This is a genomic window from Natronosalvus rutilus, assembly GCF_024204665.1.
Lineage (GTDB): Archaea > Halobacteriota > Halobacteria > Halobacteriales > Natrialbaceae > Natronosalvus > Natronosalvus rutilus.
In genome coordinates this window covers 2,981,528-2,998,660 of sequence record NZ_CP100355.1, presented here as the reverse complement: position 1 = coordinate 2,998,660, position 17,133 = coordinate 2,981,528, and the positions used below count along the sequence as shown (strand labels likewise).

Here is a 17,133-nt window from a genome sequence, read left to right as displayed (position 1 = left end):
TTGGTGATGTAATTGGAAGTGAGGCATCCGCACATCTACCGAACAGGTTGTTCATCCGTTTCGACGTGAAACAAACGATACCGTCGTGCTAAACTCATCCTCTATATTCAGCACACAGTTCCTGCCAACAATTCGCCAGGCCTGATTCCGTCTGCTGAATAGAGAGCGCGAGTGCAGTATCGAGACTCAGTGGTGTCTACCTGACGTGTTAGAAGCGGGGCGATTCCTCAATCCAGGACCCGGTCGTGGACGTTAGCTGGGTCGATTTCCCATAGGGCAAACCGACCTTCTGCAATATTCGTCGCCACCTCGTGGGCATCAATGTCGTGCCGTCGTAGATATTCAAACAATTGTGCGACAAGGGCTTCAGTCGCTGCGCGGAACTCGCCGACGGGGCCAGTGAGACGGGGCTTGGCACCCAGCGTTACCGTCTCATCATTGAACCGAAGATTGACGAGCCCCGTTCCCCATAGCATCCGGCCCGACTCGCGCTTTTCCAGGCGATCCAACAGCAGAAAGGCATGCTCAAGACACGTATACTCATACTGATGGTTGGTCACTTCACCACCCTCATCACGAACCCGGAGCACGACTTTCGCTGCATCGGCCAGCCATTCGAGACTCTCTGCAATGGTGTATTCGCCGACTTCGACGTAAATCGCACAGATTGACGTCAATGCCCTCGGCCACGTCCATACAGGTTCAGTCAGACCGCCACACCTCAAAAAACGACCGCTCCACCTCCCGTATTGGGTTACCGCTCGTCGAGAAGCATATCGTTCCTCCTACTTGCTGCACCCAACCTCTGTATTCAGCAGACAACTCTTGTTATCTACTGGGGATTACAACAAAACGTACTAATCGCGTTTCAGATACCTCATAATCGGGTTCTCTGTCCGGAAGAGTAGGTATGGTCTCTGTTTCGAGGGCCGATTATGAAGATCGTCTAGGAACGGTTGCACGATGAGAATCGCCCTCGAGAGCATGGCTTGAGACCTAATCGTCGAGTAGGAGACCTCTCGAGGCGATTAGGGGATATTCAGGTCTGTTTCGATGATTTCCAGGGCTGATGGGCGAGCGAGTCCCGTTTCAAGACCGGTACTCGCTGCGTAGATGCAGGGCTCAGGGCGTCAAACGTGCATAACCGGTTCGAGACGCGCTCTTGGGCGCGTTTACCTTCTCGGAAAGTGTCTCAGTCCCATCGGTAACTCCAGTGCTGTCTAGCACCCTAAAACCGATAGCGGGGAACCGATTATGAACTTTTGAACCGTGTACTGGACGATCACACGCTCGGCTCGAGTTGGTGAGTGAGATCCCTCCAGAGAAGGCTCTAAACCGCCGAATCCAATTTCGTGAAATCGGTTCGAGGCTATCTTCGTAGAGCTTCTCTACCTGGTTACCGTCAACCCGGAAAACGCAAGACGGAAACCGATTATGAACTTTTGAGAGCGTGGTTTTTCCCTCTTTTCGGGCCACTCTATTTCTCCCGCTCACGCTTGCCTCTATCCTGAAAAGTCATCTCGAGCGATAATCGCCTACTCCAGGATCTCTTCCTAGATTCGTCTTTAGATCACTTCTACACACATCTTCCGGACAACTGTCGTGATTATGACCGCCAAGTGTTTCGGTCAATACGATCATAGAAGCGCTCATCCCTCTGTGATTTCCTCTATTCGTTAGGGAGCATATTCACTGCGACCCCTACCTTCCGCTTTCAGTGTAGCGGTTACTCTGGAATCAAGCGCTGCTACGTCCAACCTGTACTCCATGTCGGGGTGAACATGCGGTTAGTAGCCCGGAACCGGTATGCGCGAGATCACCATACGTACTCGTAGTTGAGGGCTACACAAACGCCCATCAATTATGTTCTATATCCTCAAACGCCGCCGTTGACACTCTCTTGCGGTTAAGGACGAGAAAATTTTCGACCCTCTTTCGAATTCTGGATCGTCAATTTGTTTCTGTGGCCAAAAGACGACATTGTGCGAACACTGTGAGCGAGGAGGATTTGAAGGCTTTGTTGAGATCCTCAAACGGTGATAGGTTTCAACGACCATGCTGAATTCAAGGCGCGAATGCATCACTGGTTGAGTATCTATTGATGAGAAATTTATATAATAGAGATATCAAAAACAATAACTATTAAACATACATGAATATATTTTGTGCTTGGCTATGCCACGAAAATTCAGCAGGCGTTCGATCGTCAAGTCACTCGGAATCGCCGCGACGGGAATCACCGGAACTGCAGCACTGAGTGGCTCGGTGAGCGCGTTTAGCGACGGCGAGCGCGTCGAAGTAACCGCAAGCGCACTGAACACGCGGGAACAACCCGGCACCGATTCGCCCATCGTCGCCACACTGAACAACGGCGAGGTCGGCGAAATCATGAACGGGCCGACCGACAAGGATGGCTACAGGTGGTGGGGCGTCCACTGGCTCGACCGGAACGTGTGGGGTTGGTCGGTCGAACGGTACCTCCAGTCCACCTCCGGCGGGGGTTCGGAGTCAGACTTCGACTGGCCAATTACAGGATACATTACGTCTCCGTACGGCGCTCGTCCTGGTCACTACGCGGTGGATTTCGGCGCTAACGGCAACATCGGCGAACCGATTTACGCGGCCCATAGCGGTGTCGTGGACATCCGAAGTTACCAGGCAGATGGCTGTGGCTACTACCTCAAACTGGGACACGGAAATGGCTACCAGACGATGTACTGCCACCTGAACAGCTTCGACGTGGTGCAAGGAGAGAGCGTCGCACGTGGCCAGAAGATCGGTGGCATGGGCGACACCGGTAATTCGACCGGTCCTCACCTACACTTCACTATCGAACGGAACGGCAACCACCTCTCGATTCCGGGCTACGACGGCGAAACCGTCACTGCAGGCACCAGAATTCCGAAAGATTATCCCGACATCTGAACTTACAGTCTGCCGCAGTAGTCGGTACTATATAATTCTTCAAACATGTAGCTTTTTCTTCGCCATACCGATCGATGAATAGGGTTTGACGTAGTCGGTGTGCTTTTAGGGGTAGAATTTGCGAGCCGCAGGTTTCGCTCGCCCTGCTGATCGAACTTGACTACGCTCCACCAAAATGCGAGAGTCACGGGGTTCGGTGTATCTTACTGTGCCACCTCCTCGCACTCGAGCCACATCGAATCCCGTGCCTCGAACAGATCGATCACGAACTTACTCCTGTTAACGCGTTTCTCTGAGTAGTGGGACGTGGTCCCATAACGCCAGTCAAGTGCGAGCCGATGGAGGTAGACTGATGGCAAATAGATCCCGAAGGTCCGCTCCGGGATGTCAAGCGCGTCGCAGTAACTCGAAACGTACTCGCGGGCGTGTTCGACGAACGGCTTCGCCGCCGATGGACGCACACTCGAGTCACAGAGGACGGCCTCGAACCCGGCTGGATAGCTCCCAAAGGCGCGATTAGCAGCATCTAGGAGAAAGAGGCCGGCGTCGATGATCGGCGAACCGGCGACGGTGCCGTACTCCCAGTCGATCACGCCGGCAATGGACTCGTCGTCGTGAACGTGGACGTTGCTCGGCATGAAGTCACCGTGAACCGGAGTGGTGAACGTCGGAACGGGGTCCGAGATCGACGGAGGCTCGATGCCGGTCGGCTCGAAGCGTAGTTCCTCGCGTACCGCATCCGGCGATCGTACGACACGATCGCCGCGGAACGTTCGCTGAAACTCGACGAGCCAGTTGCGGCCCGTCTGGAGCACAGAGCCGAACGTTTCCGGGTCACCCTCGAGGCGCTCAATCAGGGGAGTTCCCCCAACCGGCTCTTCGATCCTCGCTGTGCCGAACGGTGTTTCGACGGCAGTGCCGTCAGGAAACGTCCCTCGGAGCGGCGTGTCCTGGCTTTGAAGCCAGGTGAGCAACGTGTGTTCGCGGGCGGTCAGCGCCGCGTTCGCCCGGCAGTTAGGAATCTTCCAGACGCGGCGAATCCCCTGTTCGCCTAGTTCGAGGACGACGGATCGAGCACGTCCCGAGAGAAGGAGGGGCTCGACCCCATTCTCCAGCGGGGTTCCTAGGACGTTGGGCGCGGACGACTCGTTCGTACACACGACAACGAAGCTCGGATAGAGGCGCTCAAGTAGCGCCGGATACAAGGAGGCCGCGGATTCGCTCGATCGTATGGTTGAAAGCACCCTCTCACCCAGGTCTCCCCATCGCTCGAATTCGGCGAGAACGAACGAACTCATCCGGTAGACAGCCCGTTCATCGTCGACGGCAACTACGTAGGCTGGGTTCGAGGCCGTCGGCACGCAGGCGTAGACAGTGACCTCATCGAAGCCAAGAGCGGCGGCAGCCGAGCGGTACCAGTTTGCGGTCCCGTAGAGGCGGCCCGCGAGCGAGGCCGATGGTTCGGTGGGTTTGCCGAACCCGGCCATCGAGGCAAGCCCGGACCTGCCGACGAACCCGTCGGCTACGAACGTCAGATTGCCCGTGTCCGTCAGCTGGTCGACCAATTTCTCGAGCCGCGCTCGAACGTCGTCCGCACCGGTGAGGTCGGCGACGATGGATTCGAAAGCACCAGCAGAAAACGGGAGCCGATCTTCGCGTGCACGGACGTGTACGATACGATCGGCGAGCGATGGTCCTCGGTTCGAGTGGGGTTCCCTGGCGTGATTTGTCGAAGCGGGCCGACCGAACTCGCTCGAGTCGACGACGCACAGGCGCTCGGCGAACGATGCCAGACTAATCGCACGTCGGGCGGATCCGGGACCGACGGCTAGACAAGGGCCGTCGATCACGTCCGCGGCGAGCGCCAGCCACGCGTCACGCTTTACGTCGATGAGCGCGTTAGCGGATGATTGAGTCGTATCTCGTCCGCGAGTGGGGACCGGGGATGAGGCGTCTTCTGTAGTCTCGAAAACACCAGTAGCGGATTCGAGGTTGAGCAAAACGTCGTCCACCACGGAAGTCGGTGAGTGGTTTGGCGGTGTCATGAGTGTTGAAGCGTTGAGCGAACGTCGGCGATGTCGAGTAGGCCGGTCGCCACCGAGAGTGCTCCCCAGACCACGACTCCGAGACCGACGACGAGGAGGAGAGACGGAATCGAGGTGATGTAGTCGGTGACGGCGGCGACCGTGAGCGCCATGATGCCCGTGATGGCGCCGATGGCGACGAGTCGTCGAACCAGATAGCCGAGACGTAGGGAGAACTCCTGGTGGATGATGTAGACGTTCGCGAGGGTGTACATCGAGTACGTAATGACGGTCGCGATAGCGGCCCCAACGACACCGAGCGTCGGTATCAGGAGGACGTTAAGGACGACGTTCAGTGCGGCCGTCGTCCCCTTGACAACGGCTCGGGACCGGGCGCGGCCGAGGTAGTCTAGCCCGTTGCTGGTGAGGTTCGTTACGGCCTGCAAGACGGCGTACGCCGCGAGAACCTGCAGGACGGGGACGGCTCCGAGATACTCCTGACCGACCAGGAGTGAGACGGTCGGTTCGGCGACGAGGACGATACCCGCTCCAACGGGAACGTAGAGGAGCAGCGAGTAAACGAGCGAGGTTTCGTACAGTCGGGCGGCTCGCTCAATGTTGTCGCTCGCCTTCTCGGCGCCGAACGTCGGCGAGAGCGTGAACCCGAGGGCCGACATGGGTGTCTCGACGAACTGGACGATCTGTTTGCTGAGGACGTAGTAGGAGACTGCGACCGGCGAGAGGAAGAAGCCGACGAGAATGGTGTCGACTTTCTTGTCGAGCGTGTTCGCCGTGCTGGTCGCGGTCAGCGGGACAGTGTATGATCCGATCCTTCGTCGGAGACCGTCCTCGATCGACGCGCCGGTGTCGAGCGGCCGATACTGGCGAACATAGAGAAAGCCAATTCCGACTGCTGATGCGAAGGCGAAGCTTAGCAGGTAACCGGCGAGAGCACCAAGGGCGCCGAATCCGAGGACAACGAGGCCCACGGCGAACGCCAAACGACTCACGCGGTCTAGCGCGTGGACCGCAGCCGATACCTTGATCTGCTCGAACCCCTGCAGTATGAGGCGGACGTATGTGCTGCTCGCCTCGAGCGCGAGGTAGAGAGCGCCGAGGAGCAAAAATGGCGTCAATGACGGCTCTCCGATCACTCGAGCGAGGTGTCGGTGACCGACGACCAGTGCGGTACCGACGACGGCGATGGCCAGCAAGTTGTACCAGGCGGTCGTCCGGATGATGTGGGGGATCTGCTCGGGTCGCCGTTCCTTGTACTCGGCGATGTATCGAGCGCCCGACTTCGCGATTCCGAGTTTGCTGAGGATGCCGAGCGAGCCGAAGACGGCGATCGCAAGGAACAGGAGCCCATACTCATCGGGACCGAGCAGCCGGGCGAGGAGAATCGTCAGCAGCCCACCGGCAACCGTCGCGGCGAGCTGACCGACGAACTCGACTGTGAATCGAGATCCGAGCGAATCCGGCCGACTCATATCCGTGGGCTGCTCGCATACCTAGTCGTGACTCGCGCACTCTTCGAGCGGATACGTACGGCGGCTCGAGCCGTCCCCGCGAATTTACTGTTCATACGATGATAGTCAGGTGAGACAGACATTGTTATTGAAGGACTGAATCGCGGGGAAAATCGTTATTCACTCCCTATCGGTGCTGAGCAATCCGGGCCGCGGTACACGCTCGTCGGTAACGCTCCCAACGGCACCGGCCTCGTCTGTTACGTATCGACCGAGTGCGGGTGATCCAGCAGAGCAGTCCGGACGCAGAAAAGAACGTTTGGGTACCGATGCAGCGGCTACAGCGAGTTCGTGTTCACTTCGATCCCGTCGACGAAAATCCGAAGGTCGTCGGTGGAGTTCACTTCGAACGTTTCGATATCGCCGGTGAAGTACCACTGGGTCCAGGATTCGGTGAGATACCAGTCGACCTTCCCATCACCGTACTGTTCGCCCTCGGTCACCCACTGTGCGATTTCCTCGTCCGGGCGAATGTCGCCGCTCACTTCTACGAAGTAGTCCGTAGTTCCCTCAAGTCGCAACACGGACTCTGTGTCCGTCCCACTCGACGCGGCCAGACTGTAGGGATCGACCGCCTCGCCGTCGACGAAGACTCGAAGGTCGTCGGTCGAGTCGACCTCGAAGGTCTCAATCTCACCCGTGTAGTGCCACTCGGTCCATGAGCCGGTGAGATACCAGTCGACCTGCCCATCGCCGTACTGCTCGCCCTCGGTCACCCACTGAGCGATCTTCTCATCCGGACGGATGTCGCCGCTGACCTCAATCAGGTAGTCGCACTCACCCTCGAGTCGGAGAGTCTTCTCCGTTGATTCGGCGTCGTCGGACGCTCCGAGCGCATCCGGGTCCACCTCCTCTCCGTCGAGGTAGACGGTGAGCTCCTCGACGTTCTCGAGGTCGAACGCTTCGATCTCCCCAGTGAAGTACCACTCCGTCCATGAGCCGGTGAGATACCAGTCGACCTCGCTGTCGCCGTACTGTTCGCCTTCGGTTACCCACTGAGCGATCTCGGGCGCTGGTTGGATGTCGCCGCTGACGGCGATTCGGTACTCGGCTTCGCCCTCGAGACGGATCGGCGTTCCGTCGGGTTCGGTTGCCTCTTCCCGTTCGTCGTCGTTCCCGCTATCTTTGTCGTTCGTCTCCTCCGGTGCCCAGTCGCCGTCCGGGACCGGACACGTTCCGCTATTCGAGATACCGCTCGTGGTCGGGCTTCCACTGACAGGGTTTCCGGTGACGTTGATCGTCGAGTTCTCGACCCGAACGTCGCTCGAGTTCCGAACGCGGACGCCGTCTCCGGCTTTCTGGAGACAAAGACTGCGCAGTCGAGCACCGCTCCGACCGCTGAGGTAGATGCCCGCCTTCGAGGAGTCGCCGGTGATCGAGACGTTCTCGATGATCGTCTGTCCTGAACCGCCCTCGGTGAGCTGAACGGCGTAAAAGTCGCTATCCTGGCGGATCACGCAATCGCGGACCTCGATTCCCTCGTGAGAATTCGACGTGTAAATCGCGTGGGCACCACTCGGATCGGTCATCACGAACTCACAGCCTTCGATGGTGATGTCGCCCGAAGTCGAGCTATTCGAGTTGATCCAGATACCGCGCGCCGCGCTCGCACCAGACCATCGCGCTGGTGGGGCTTGCGACTGGTTGAACACGGTGTCTCGAACCGTCGTGTTCCCACCGATTCTGATACCCGTGTTCGTGTCCTCGAGGTAGCAGTTGTCGATCAACAGGTGACCGGGCATGTTGTGGAAGTACATCGAGTTGTTCGCGAAGCCCGAGACCGCTACGTTTCGCAGCGTTAGGTCACCCTCGGAGCCGACGATTCGTAGTCCGCCGCGGTTAGACGATTCGTCGACGGCCGCTGAGCCGTCCATCGCGCGGACGTTTTCGACGAGCCCTTGGGTGCCGCGGTCGGCGTCCATATAGAGGAGGCTCGAACTGCCGCGGTTTGATGGGTCGCTCATCCGCCCGACGAACTCGACGTTCCTGAACGTCCAGTTGCCGCCATGAAGGAAGTTGACCGGGGCCGCGCCGTCAGCGGACAGGTCGATGTCGATGCCGTCGATGGTCCAGCCATTTCCCGTCAGGTGAAGGTACTTCTCGGTGACGTGGGATGGAACAACGAACCTCGCGTCCTCGCCGTACCACGTCCAGTCGTCCGCCCCGTTATGAAAGGAATCGAGGCGATACTCTCCCGGCGGAAAGTAAATCGTCGTACCGTTCCCGTGAACGGACTCGAGAACGTGGTTGATCGACGTGTTCCCGGAGTTATCCGCACCGGCATCTACAATGTTGACGTCCGGGTCGACGTCAGCGGCGGCCGCCGCCGTTCCTGTCCCGGCGACTAGGCCGGCAGCCGAGCCAGCAAGTTTGAGATACGAACGCCGATGGAGGATTCCATCAGTCGTTTGGCGCTGATTACGTTCAGGTAGCTGATCGCTACTCGAGTCGACCGGAGTGTCGCGTGCCATACAGTCAGGGGACTTTACCAATGATACATAAACTTTCTCGTCCAATAATTGTGCGTTTGTTGTGGTATTCAACGATGTGTGAATGTATGTCTATTAATTAAGGAGTACATGCAAAAACTCTTGAGCTAATGTAAGTCGTCTCTGCGGCCGATTAACATCGAAATACTCGGTGTCCCTGAATGCAATTCCACGAAGACCGGACTGTTCTCGACGTTGTTCTCTCGAGACGAACGAACCCGTTTAATCCATATTATAGACCTCGCTAACAGTCGTTCGCCGAGTACCATCGCTTCGGTAGGAATACCGTCTTCTCGAGAACGAGTCGATGACGTCTTATCGACCGTCTATCACCCGTAGCCCACCGTCAACTTGTGAGCACGCTGCTAAACGTGGATTATATTCGCCACCTCGTGCCGTGTAGTAACCTTTAAACCAAAGTGCGCACAAGTGGGGACCAGATGGCGAGTAACAAGATTCTCGGAATCGACCTCGGGACGACGAACAGCGCCTTCGCGGTGATGGAAGGCGGCGATCCGGAGATCATCGTCAACGCGGAGGGCGACCGAACGACGCCCTCCGTCGTTGCGTTCACCGACGACGACGAGCGCCTCGTCGGCAAACCGGCGAAGAACCAGGCGATCCAGAACCCGGAGAAGACCATCGCGTCGATCAAGCGCCACATGGGCGAGGAGGACTACACCGTCGAGATCGAGGGCGAGGAGTACACGCCCCAGCAGATCTCGGCGATGATCCTCCAGAAGATCAAGCGCGACGCCGAGGAGTACCTCGGTGACGACGTCGAGAAGGCCGTCATCACGGTCCCGGCGTACTTCTCTGACACCCAGCGACAGGCGACCAAAGACGCCGGCGAAATTGCCGGCTTCGACGTCGAGCGCATCATCAACGAGCCAACGGCCGCGTCGATGGCCTACGGTCTCGACGACGACTCCGACCAGACGGTACTCGTCTACGACCTCGGTGGCGGTACCTTCGACGTCTCCATCCTCGACCTCGGTGGCGGCGTCTACGAGGTCGTCGCGACCAACGGGGACAACGACCTCGGTGGCGACGACTGGGACCACGCGATCATCGACTGGCTGGCCGAGGAGTTCGAGGACGAACACGGCATGGACCTCCGCGAGGACCGACAGGCCCTCCAGCGGCTCAAGGACGCCGCTGAGGAGGCCAAAATCGAACTCTCCTCGCGCAAGGAGACCGAGATCAACCTGCCGTTCATCACGGCCACCGACGACGGACCTATCCACCTGGAGAAGTCCCTCACGCGGGCGAAGTTCGAATCGCTCACCTCGGACCTGATTGGTCGCACGGTCGAGCCGACCGAGCAGGCCCTTGAGGACGCGGGCTACGAGAAAGAGGACATCGACGAGGTCATCCTCGTCGGCGGGTCGACCCGGATGCCTCAGGTCAGCGAGCAGGTCGAGGAACTGATCGGCGAGGCCCCCCAGAAGAACGTCAACCCCGACGAGGCCGTCGCGCTGGGCGCGGCGATCCAGGGCGGCGTGCTGGGCGGCGAGGTCGACGACATCGTCTTGCTCGACGTCACCCCCCTGAGCCTGGGGATCGAGGTCAAGGGCGGCCTCTTCGAGCGCCTTATCGAGAAGAACACGACGATTCCGACCGAGGAGTCGAAGATCTTCACGACCGCCGCGGACAACCAGACGTCCGTCCAGGTCCGGGTCTTCCAGGGTGAGCGCGAACTCGCGAACAAGAACGAGATGCTCGGCGAGTTCCACCTGACCGGTATTCCGCCCGCGCCTGCGGGAACTCCACAAATCGAGGTGACGTTCTCCATCGACGAGAACGGCATCGTCAACGTGAGCGCGGAGGACAAGGGAACCGGCACCAGCGAAGAGATCACCATCGAGGGCGGCGCAGGTCTCTCCGACGCCGAGATCGAGCGCATGCAGCGCGAGGCCGAGGAACACGCCGAAGAGGACAAGCAGCGCCGCGACCGTATCGAGGCCCGGAACACGGCCGAGGCGACGATCCAGCGCGCCGAAACGCTCCTCGAGGAGAACGACGACGTCGACGACGACCTCCGCGAGAGCATCGAGGCCGCGGTCGACGACCTCGAGGAGACGATCGACGACTCCGACGCCGGTGCCGAGGAGATCGAAGCGGCGACCGAGGATCTGAGCACCGAACTCCAGGAGATCGGCAAGCAGATCTACCAGGAGGCCGCGGCGGCAGGCGGTGCTGGCGGCGCAGGTGGCGCAGGCGGTGCTGGCGCCGCTGGAGCCGGCGCAGGCATGGGCGGCGGCCCGAACCCCGGCCCCGGCGGTGCGGCTGGCGACGACGAGGGCGAGGAGTTCGTCGATGCCGATTTCGAAGATGTGGAAGAAGACGACGACGAGTAACGAGGCCCAACGCTGAATCGGCCGTCGACAACGTGCTGATCGCTGTCGAGGACGAAACGAGTCGGTGCTCGTCAGCCAGCACTTGCGTTCGTTACGGATCTGGATACGTTCCTGATTACGAGCCTGGTCGAGAGCGACGTCTGGGCACCGATCCGAGGACTGTGAGGCTCGACCTGAGGGCGGTGGCTCGACATGAGAAAAAAGGTACACTCAGAAAGTCGAAAGACTCGATCCGGAGACCAGGAGACTCGAGTTCGGGCCCTCGCCGTTTCGCTCTCCGCTCTGCCCTCGCTCAAGCAGTGAACGCAGAACGGTCGTTTCAAGTGTCTCAACGGTATACCATTGGATAACGAATGAGCGAGGACTTCTACGACGTGCTCGGCGTGAGCCAGGACGCTTCCGCCGAGGAGATCAAAAAGGCGTACCGGAAGAAGGCCACGGAGTACCATCCGGACGTCAGCGACGATCCGGACGCCGAAGAGAAGTTCAAGAAGATCCAGAAGGCGAAGAAGGTGCTCACCGACGAGGACAAGCGCCAGGCCTACGACCGGATGGGCCACGATCAATTCGAACAGGCCGAGAAACACGGCTTCGATGCCGGCGGTGGCGGTCCGGGTGGGATGGGCGGCGATCCGTTCGGCGGCATGGGCGGTATGGGTGGCATGGGCGGCGGCCTCGGCGACATCTTCGAGCAGGTCTTCGGCGGTGGTAGTCGCGGCCGCGGTCGCAACCGGCCCCGCAAGGGTCGAGACCTCCGAACGGGCCTCGAGATCGACCTCGAGCAGGCGTTCGAGGGCGTCAAAAAGCAGTTCACGGTCGAGCGCCCGGAGGCGTGTGAGACCTGCGACGGCGAGGGCCATCCGCCCGAAGCCGAGGCGTCGACCTGTCCGGAGTGTCAGGGTCGCGGCCAGGTGACCCAGGTCCAGCAGACGCCGCTCGGTCGGGTCCAGCAGACGACGACCTGTCCTCGGTGTGAGGGCGAGGGGACGCTGTACTCCGAAACCTGCGACGACTGTCGCGGGGAGGGGTACGTTCGTAACGAGGCCTCGCTGTCCGTCGAAATTCCAGCGGGCATCGACGACGGCCAGACCCTCCGGATGGAGAGCGAGGGCGCCCCGAGTCCGAACGGTGGGCCCCACGGCGACCTGCTGATCGACATCTCGATCGCCGATCACCCCGAGTTCGAACGCGAGGGTGACGACCTCCACTACCAGCTCCCAATCTCGTTCCCGCAGGCCACCTTCGGCGACAGCGTACAGGTGCCGACGCTCGAGGGCTCGGTCGAGTTCGAGGTCCCGAAGGGAACCCAGAGCGGGGAAACGTTCCGCCTCGAGGGCAAGGGGATGCCGCGGCTCCGGCGCTACGGCCAGGGGGACCTCTACGTGCGCGTGCAGGTCGTCACACCCGAGTCGCTCAACGACGAGCAACGGGAGGCGCTCGAGGCGTTCGCCGAGGCCGGCGGCGAGGAAATTGAGGTCAGCGAGGGCTTCTTCGAGAAGATCAAGCGGAGTTTCTAAGTTCTCGTTTTCGAGTCTCTCACTTCTCGTCTCTACTTCCTGCACCCTCGAGCCAGCCCGGAAGTGACGGCGCTTTTGTAATCACGGTGAGTAGGACCGGTATGGAGACGCTGGCTGCGTGTTTCGAACGCGAGCGGCGGAGCGAGCGGCCGGCACTCGAGGACGCAACCGGTCGGACGTACGACGCCCACTGGCTTCGCACCTCGGCGTGGAAGGCCGGGAACTTCCTGCGCCACACGGGCGTTCGCCGGGGCGTTACCGTCGGCGTCGTCGGATCGGGCCCGCTCGCACTGCTCTCGTTTTTCGGGACGGCGCTGCTCGAGTCCCGGACCAGGTTCGATCCGCCCCACGACCTGGGAGGGAGCGAGGATCTGCGAACACTCGTCGCGCCGGTTAGCAACCTCGGGGAGTACGCTCTCCCCGAAGGTGCTCAGCGAGTCGGTTACGGCGAGCGCCCCGACGATCCAGGAGTCCGTCACCTCGAGAGCGGCCTCTGGAGCGAGAATCCGTCGTTTCCGCCCCTCGAGGTCGATCCCGAGACGCCGTTGCTCGTCGACGGCCGGCGCGAGTACAGTCACCGGTCGGTGCTCGAGGCGGCCACCGATGTCGTCGACGAGTGGGGGCTCGAGACTGGCGATCGGGTGGCGCTGCGGGCGCCCCTTTCGGATCCGCGAGCGGTCGTCGGGGGCGTCGTCGCGCCGCTGCTCGTGGATGCGGTCACCGTGCTCTCCGATCCGGATTCGGATTCAAATTCAGAGCCTCCGGTCGACGACGTCGGTGCGGACGTCGACTTCGTCGTTACGACCGAGGACGACCGTTCTCGCACAGCTAGCCCCGAACAATCGCTTTCTGCGATCCAACTCGAGTAGACGGCGTTCGATATTCACGACCGCTCGAGCACTCGAGCGCTCGACTGTTCTGCGTGGTTGGTCGAGTCGGTCGTATCCGCCCTGGTCGACGTCAGCCGTCGGTCGGCGGGACGTACCGCTCGGCCGGCGTTCGTTCGCGACTGAACGCGGTCGACGCGAACACGAGCGCCAGCACGCTACACGAGCCACCGAGGACGCCCACGACTAACGCGAACGTCCCCGACGCGATCAGCGCCAGGACGAGTAACATCGGGGAGAGCGTCCCGGCCGCCAGCCCCAGGACGAGTCGAAACGCACTGCGCATTCCGAGGTTCCCCCTGAGGAACGCGAGGAGACCCCCGTAAATCGACAGCGGTCCTGCAAGGAGGACGAGGCCGGCCAAGAGGAGTCGGACGGCCGGGACGAACAGAGCGAGTCCGCCGGCGACGACGAGTACCATCGCTCCCGCCAGTCGACGTGAACGGTCGCCGCTTCCCGTCTCACCTCGAGCCACGTTCTGTCGGTCGTCGAATGCGTTCCTAACCGTTTCGATTCGTGGCCCGACGGCCTGGTCGGACACCGACCTCGAGGCTCGGATAGACCGATGAGACGATAATTGCTCTCGAGAACATGGATACGCTATGATCGATGCCATCTACATCATTCGTGTTCAGGAACTGGAACGTATGGGAAACGTCATTACCAGTGACGGTAATGAATGCGTGTATGATTCGGTTGCTCCATCAGCTTCGGGGGAAGGGAGGGAGCACGCCAGTCGGTCGGTGGGGACGACGAAACCGCGAGCAGTGTAGCGTTCTATCGCGAGGCACGCGATGATCGACCGCGCCGACCGAGGGCTAACGCCGGTACTCGCCCTGACGATTATCATCGGCATGGTCGCCGTTGCCAGCATCGGCATCGTCCTCGTGGGAACCGGAGCCCTCACGACGTCGTCCGACCAGCTCGAGGACGAACGCGTCGAACAGTCGTTCGTCAACCTCGGCTCGGAACTGAACACGGTCGCCGCCTCGAGCGACGACACGCGGTCGGTGGCGCTCGGCCTGGCAGACGCCAATGGCGGCGTCTCGCTCGTGGAATCGGGCCACATTACGGTGACCGCGTCCGGACTCGAGGACCCCATTATCGACGAACCGATGCGGGCGATCGAGTATCGCGACGGCGAGACGGTCGTCGCCTACGAGGGCGGTGGCGTCTTCCACGGCACGGGCGCCCAGGCGAGACTCATCTCCGCACCACAGGCCGAGTACCGCCAGGACGCCTTCCGGCTGCCAATTACGCGACTAGAGGGCGTCGAATCGGTGTCGAACGATCGGGTTCGCCTCTCGAAAGTGCAGAGCGATCGGCCGAGCCGCGACATTCCGAGCGTCGCCGGCCGGTTCGTCACGATCACGATCGAAAGTCCGTACTACGCCGGCTGGGCGGCTCACTACGAACGACAGGTCGGCGACCAGTACGTGACGGTCGATCACGCGAACCAGACCGTCGCCGTCCTCCTCGGACAACCCGATCCCGACGGGTCCTACGACGGAGCAGTCACCGCCGTCGGGGACGTGCTCGATAACGGCGGGAACCCCTCCGTGAACGGCTCGATCTCGGCGACAGGAAACGTCAATATCACTTGCGAGGCGCCTGCTAACTGTACGGGCGGCGAAGATGTGGACCTTCGGCCGCTCGATGACGACATTGCGTACCTGTTCGAGACGTCGGCCGGCGACGCCCAGTCGATCGACGGATCGACCCTCGAGAACGGGACCTACTACGCGGACGAGTTGCTTCGAGACGACGACCTCGAGATCGATCTGAGCGAGGGGGACGTGACGGTCCTCGTCGACGGGAACATCGGACTCGACAACACGAAGATCGAGGTCGTCGACGGTGCAGGAACGGATCACGTCGCGAGAATGTACACGACCGGTGACGTGGCCATGGGGGGCGGTAGCGGCGGCGTCACCGTCGAATCCGACGATCCTCAGCGCTTCCAGCTCTACGGAACCTCCGAGATGAAGTTCGCGATCGGCCAGGGGACCTTCACGGGAACCATCTACGCACCACGGGACGAACCGGCCGAGGGGACGAACGAACTCGTCGGCGAGTACCTGACCAACGCCGACTGCTCGCCCGACGCCGACTGGGCCGACGTCTGCATCGGAACGGGGAGCGTCGACTTCACGGGATCGATCATCTCGGGCCCGATGTCGATCGCCCAGAACGCGAAGTTGACGTACGACCCGTCGCTTTCGACCGTCGAGCCGACGATCGCGATCCCACCGGAGCACTTGCCTCCGAAACTGGACCACCTGACGGTCGTCGTCCACGAGGTCGCCGTCGAGAGCGAGTGACGAGTGACCGGCCGTTCGCTCGACCGCTCTCTCGCCGCTCGTTTCAGGAACGCCGCCCCGTCAGCGCCTCGCTCGCGGGTGCGAACGAAATGGTCGAGCCGAGTCCCTCCTCCACGGCCCGTTCGTACAGCATCGCCGCGGCCGCGACAGTTTCGATCCCGGTCCCGCCGCTGTCGAACACCGTGATCTCGTCGTCGCTCGTTCGTCCAGGTGCCTCGCCAGCCACGACCTCGCCCAGTTCGGCGTGAACGTGATCTTCGGCTATCGCGCCGGCCTCGAGCGCCGCGAGAAACGACCCCGCATCGTAGGTCGCCCGGTCCCGGAGGTCGGGAACGTAGGTGGCCCGTTCGATCGTCTCCACGTCGAGTTCGCGCTTCTTCGGGTGATACTGCCCCATCGCCGTGACGTGGGTTCCGGGCTCGAGGAGTGACCCATCGAAGACGGGATCGCTCGCCGTCGTCGCGGTGATCACGACGTCGGCACCCTCGACGGCGGCGGCGCTCGAGTCGACGGCCGTGACGCTGGCGGCGAGTTCGTCGTCGAACTCGGCGGCGAACGCCTCCCGATTGGACGTCGTCGGCGAGAAGACGCGAACAGTCTCGAAATCGCGAACGGTCGCCGTCGCGTGGAGCTGTCCGCGCGCCTGCGGGCCGGTGCCGATCACGGCGAGCGTGGTGGCATCCTGGCGAGCGAGTTCGTCGACGGCGACCGCTCCGGCGGCGCCGGTCTTGAAGGGGTTCATGTGGGCGCCGTCGAGCAGGGCGACCGGTTCGCCGCTGTCGGCGTCGAACAGTGGCGTGACGAACCAGGCGTCGCCCGATCCGAACCCGGCGCTGTACATGTAGCCTCCCATCGCGCCGGTTTCCGGGAGTACGGCGGAGTAGGTCGTTAGGAGTCCGCCCGGGTCGGCGTGAAAGAGTTTGGTTCTGGGCTCGGCGGGCGCGCCGGCGCCGCGCTGACGGTAGCCGTCTCGAACGGCAGTAACGTAGTCTGCGGGCGAGGCGAGGCCTGCCGTCTCTTCGCTGGTGAGAAACAGGACGTCGGTCATACTCCCACGAGGAGACCGAGAGATAAAAACCGC

At 61.2% G+C, this 17,133-nt stretch carries 11 protein-coding genes; 5 read left to right on the top strand and 6 right to left on the bottom strand.

Annotated elements, in window-relative coordinates; translation table 11 throughout:
- Positions 1-227: 227 nt before the first annotated feature.
- Positions 228-677 (bottom strand): hypothetical protein, encoded by a 450-nt coding sequence (locus tag NGM29_RS14430; RefSeq protein WP_254157064.1) that lies wholly within the window; start codon positions 675-677, stop codon positions 228-230.
- 1,498 nt (positions 678-2,175) lie between these two features.
- Between NGM29_RS14430 and NGM29_RS21255 the strand changes: the two genes are divergently transcribed.
- Positions 2,176-2,925: a peptidoglycan DD-metalloendopeptidase family protein gene (locus NGM29_RS21255; RefSeq protein ID WP_305882361.1), complete on the top strand. Its 750-nt coding sequence runs from the start codon at positions 2,176-2,178 to the stop codon at positions 2,923-2,925.
- Between the two features lie 203 nt (positions 2,926-3,128).
- Here the strand turns inward: NGM29_RS21255 and NGM29_RS14420 are convergent, their stop codons facing one another.
- From NGM29_RS14420 to NGM29_RS14410, 3 genes are all read right to left on the bottom strand, one after another.
- Positions 3,129-4,940: a phosphotransferase gene (locus NGM29_RS14420; RefSeq protein ID WP_254157063.1), complete on the bottom strand. Its 1,812-nt coding sequence runs from the start codon at positions 4,938-4,940 to the stop codon at positions 3,129-3,131.
- Between the two features lie 26 nt (positions 4,941-4,966).
- Positions 4,967-6,439, bottom strand: a complete 1,473-nt coding sequence (locus tag NGM29_RS14415) for a flippase (RefSeq protein WP_254157062.1) — start codon at positions 6,437-6,439, stop codon at positions 4,967-4,969.
- Between the two features lie 317 nt (positions 6,440-6,756).
- A complete protein-coding gene (locus NGM29_RS14410) occupies positions 6,757-8,949 on the bottom strand; it encodes a right-handed parallel beta-helix repeat-containing protein (protein ID WP_254157061.1) in 2,193 nt (730 codons plus the stop codon).
- A 458-nt stretch (positions 8,950-9,407) separates the two neighbouring features.
- On the opposite strand from NGM29_RS14410, the gene dnaK reads away from it, so the two are divergent.
- The 3 genes from dnaK to NGM29_RS14395 all read left to right on the top strand — a co-directional run bounded on the left by dnaK (position 9,408) and on the right by NGM29_RS14395 (position 13,713).
- Positions 9,408-11,327 (top strand): molecular chaperone DnaK, encoded by a 1,920-nt coding sequence (gene dnaK, locus NGM29_RS14405; protein WP_254157060.1) that lies wholly within the window; start codon positions 9,408-9,410, stop codon positions 11,325-11,327.
- A 353-nt stretch (positions 11,328-11,680) separates the two neighbouring features.
- On the top strand, positions 11,681-12,844 hold the full coding sequence (gene dnaJ, locus NGM29_RS14400) for a molecular chaperone DnaJ (RefSeq protein WP_254157059.1): 1,164 nt from the start codon (positions 11,681-11,683) through the stop codon (positions 12,842-12,844).
- A 101-nt stretch (positions 12,845-12,945) separates the two neighbouring features.
- The gene (locus NGM29_RS14395; RefSeq protein ID WP_254157058.1) at positions 12,946-13,713 is read left to right on the top strand and encodes a hypothetical protein; all 768 of its coding nucleotides are present in this window, start codon (positions 12,946-12,948) and stop codon (positions 13,711-13,713) included.
- A 91-nt stretch (positions 13,714-13,804) separates the two neighbouring features.
- Here the strand turns inward: NGM29_RS14395 and NGM29_RS14390 are convergent, their stop codons facing one another.
- Positions 13,805-14,272, bottom strand: coding sequence for a hypothetical protein (locus NGM29_RS14390; RefSeq protein WP_254157057.1), 468 nt, complete (start codon positions 14,270-14,272; stop codon positions 13,805-13,807).
- A 253-nt stretch (positions 14,273-14,525) separates the two neighbouring features.
- Between NGM29_RS14390 and NGM29_RS14385 the strand changes: the two genes are divergently transcribed.
- Positions 14,526-16,052, top strand: a complete 1,527-nt coding sequence (locus tag NGM29_RS14385; protein WP_254157056.1) for a DUF7289 family protein — start codon at positions 14,526-14,528, stop codon at positions 16,050-16,052.
- A 43-nt stretch (positions 16,053-16,095) separates the two neighbouring features.
- On the opposite strand, the gene NGM29_RS14380 is transcribed toward NGM29_RS14385, so the two are convergent.
- Positions 16,096-17,100 (bottom strand): ornithine cyclodeaminase family protein, encoded by a 1,005-nt coding sequence (locus NGM29_RS14380; RefSeq protein WP_254157055.1) that lies wholly within the window; start codon positions 17,098-17,100, stop codon positions 16,096-16,098.
- Positions 17,101-17,133 lie beyond the last annotated feature (33 nt).

What these genes read in the sequence shown, in the direction of transcription:
- NGM29_RS14395 (WP_254157058.1), top strand. Translation starts at nt 12,946, where the DNA reads ATGGAGACGCTGGCTGCGTGTTTCGAACGCGAGCGGCGGAGCGAGCGG.
- NGM29_RS14385 (WP_254157056.1), top strand. Translation starts at nt 14,526, where the DNA reads ATGATCGACCGCGCCGACCGAGGGCTAACGCCGGTACTCGCCCTGACG.
- NGM29_RS14410 (WP_254157061.1), bottom strand. Translation starts at nt 8,949, where the DNA reads ATGGCACGCGACACTCCGGTCGACTCGAGTAGCGATCAGCTACCTGAA.
- NGM29_RS14380 (WP_254157055.1), bottom strand. Translation starts at nt 17,100, where the DNA reads ATGACCGACGTCCTGTTTCTCACCAGCGAAGAGACGGCAGGCCTCGCC.
- dnaK (WP_254157060.1), top strand. Translation starts at nt 9,408, where the DNA reads ATGGCGAGTAACAAGATTCTCGGAATCGACCTCGGGACGACGAACAGC.
- NGM29_RS21255 (WP_305882361.1), top strand. Translation starts at nt 2,176, where the DNA reads ATGCCACGAAAATTCAGCAGGCGTTCGATCGTCAAGTCACTCGGAATC.
- dnaJ (WP_254157059.1), top strand. Translation starts at nt 11,681, where the DNA reads ATGAGCGAGGACTTCTACGACGTGCTCGGCGTGAGCCAGGACGCTTCC.
- NGM29_RS14415 (WP_254157062.1), bottom strand. Translation starts at nt 6,439, where the DNA reads ATGAGTCGGCCGGATTCGCTCGGATCTCGATTCACAGTCGAGTTCGTC.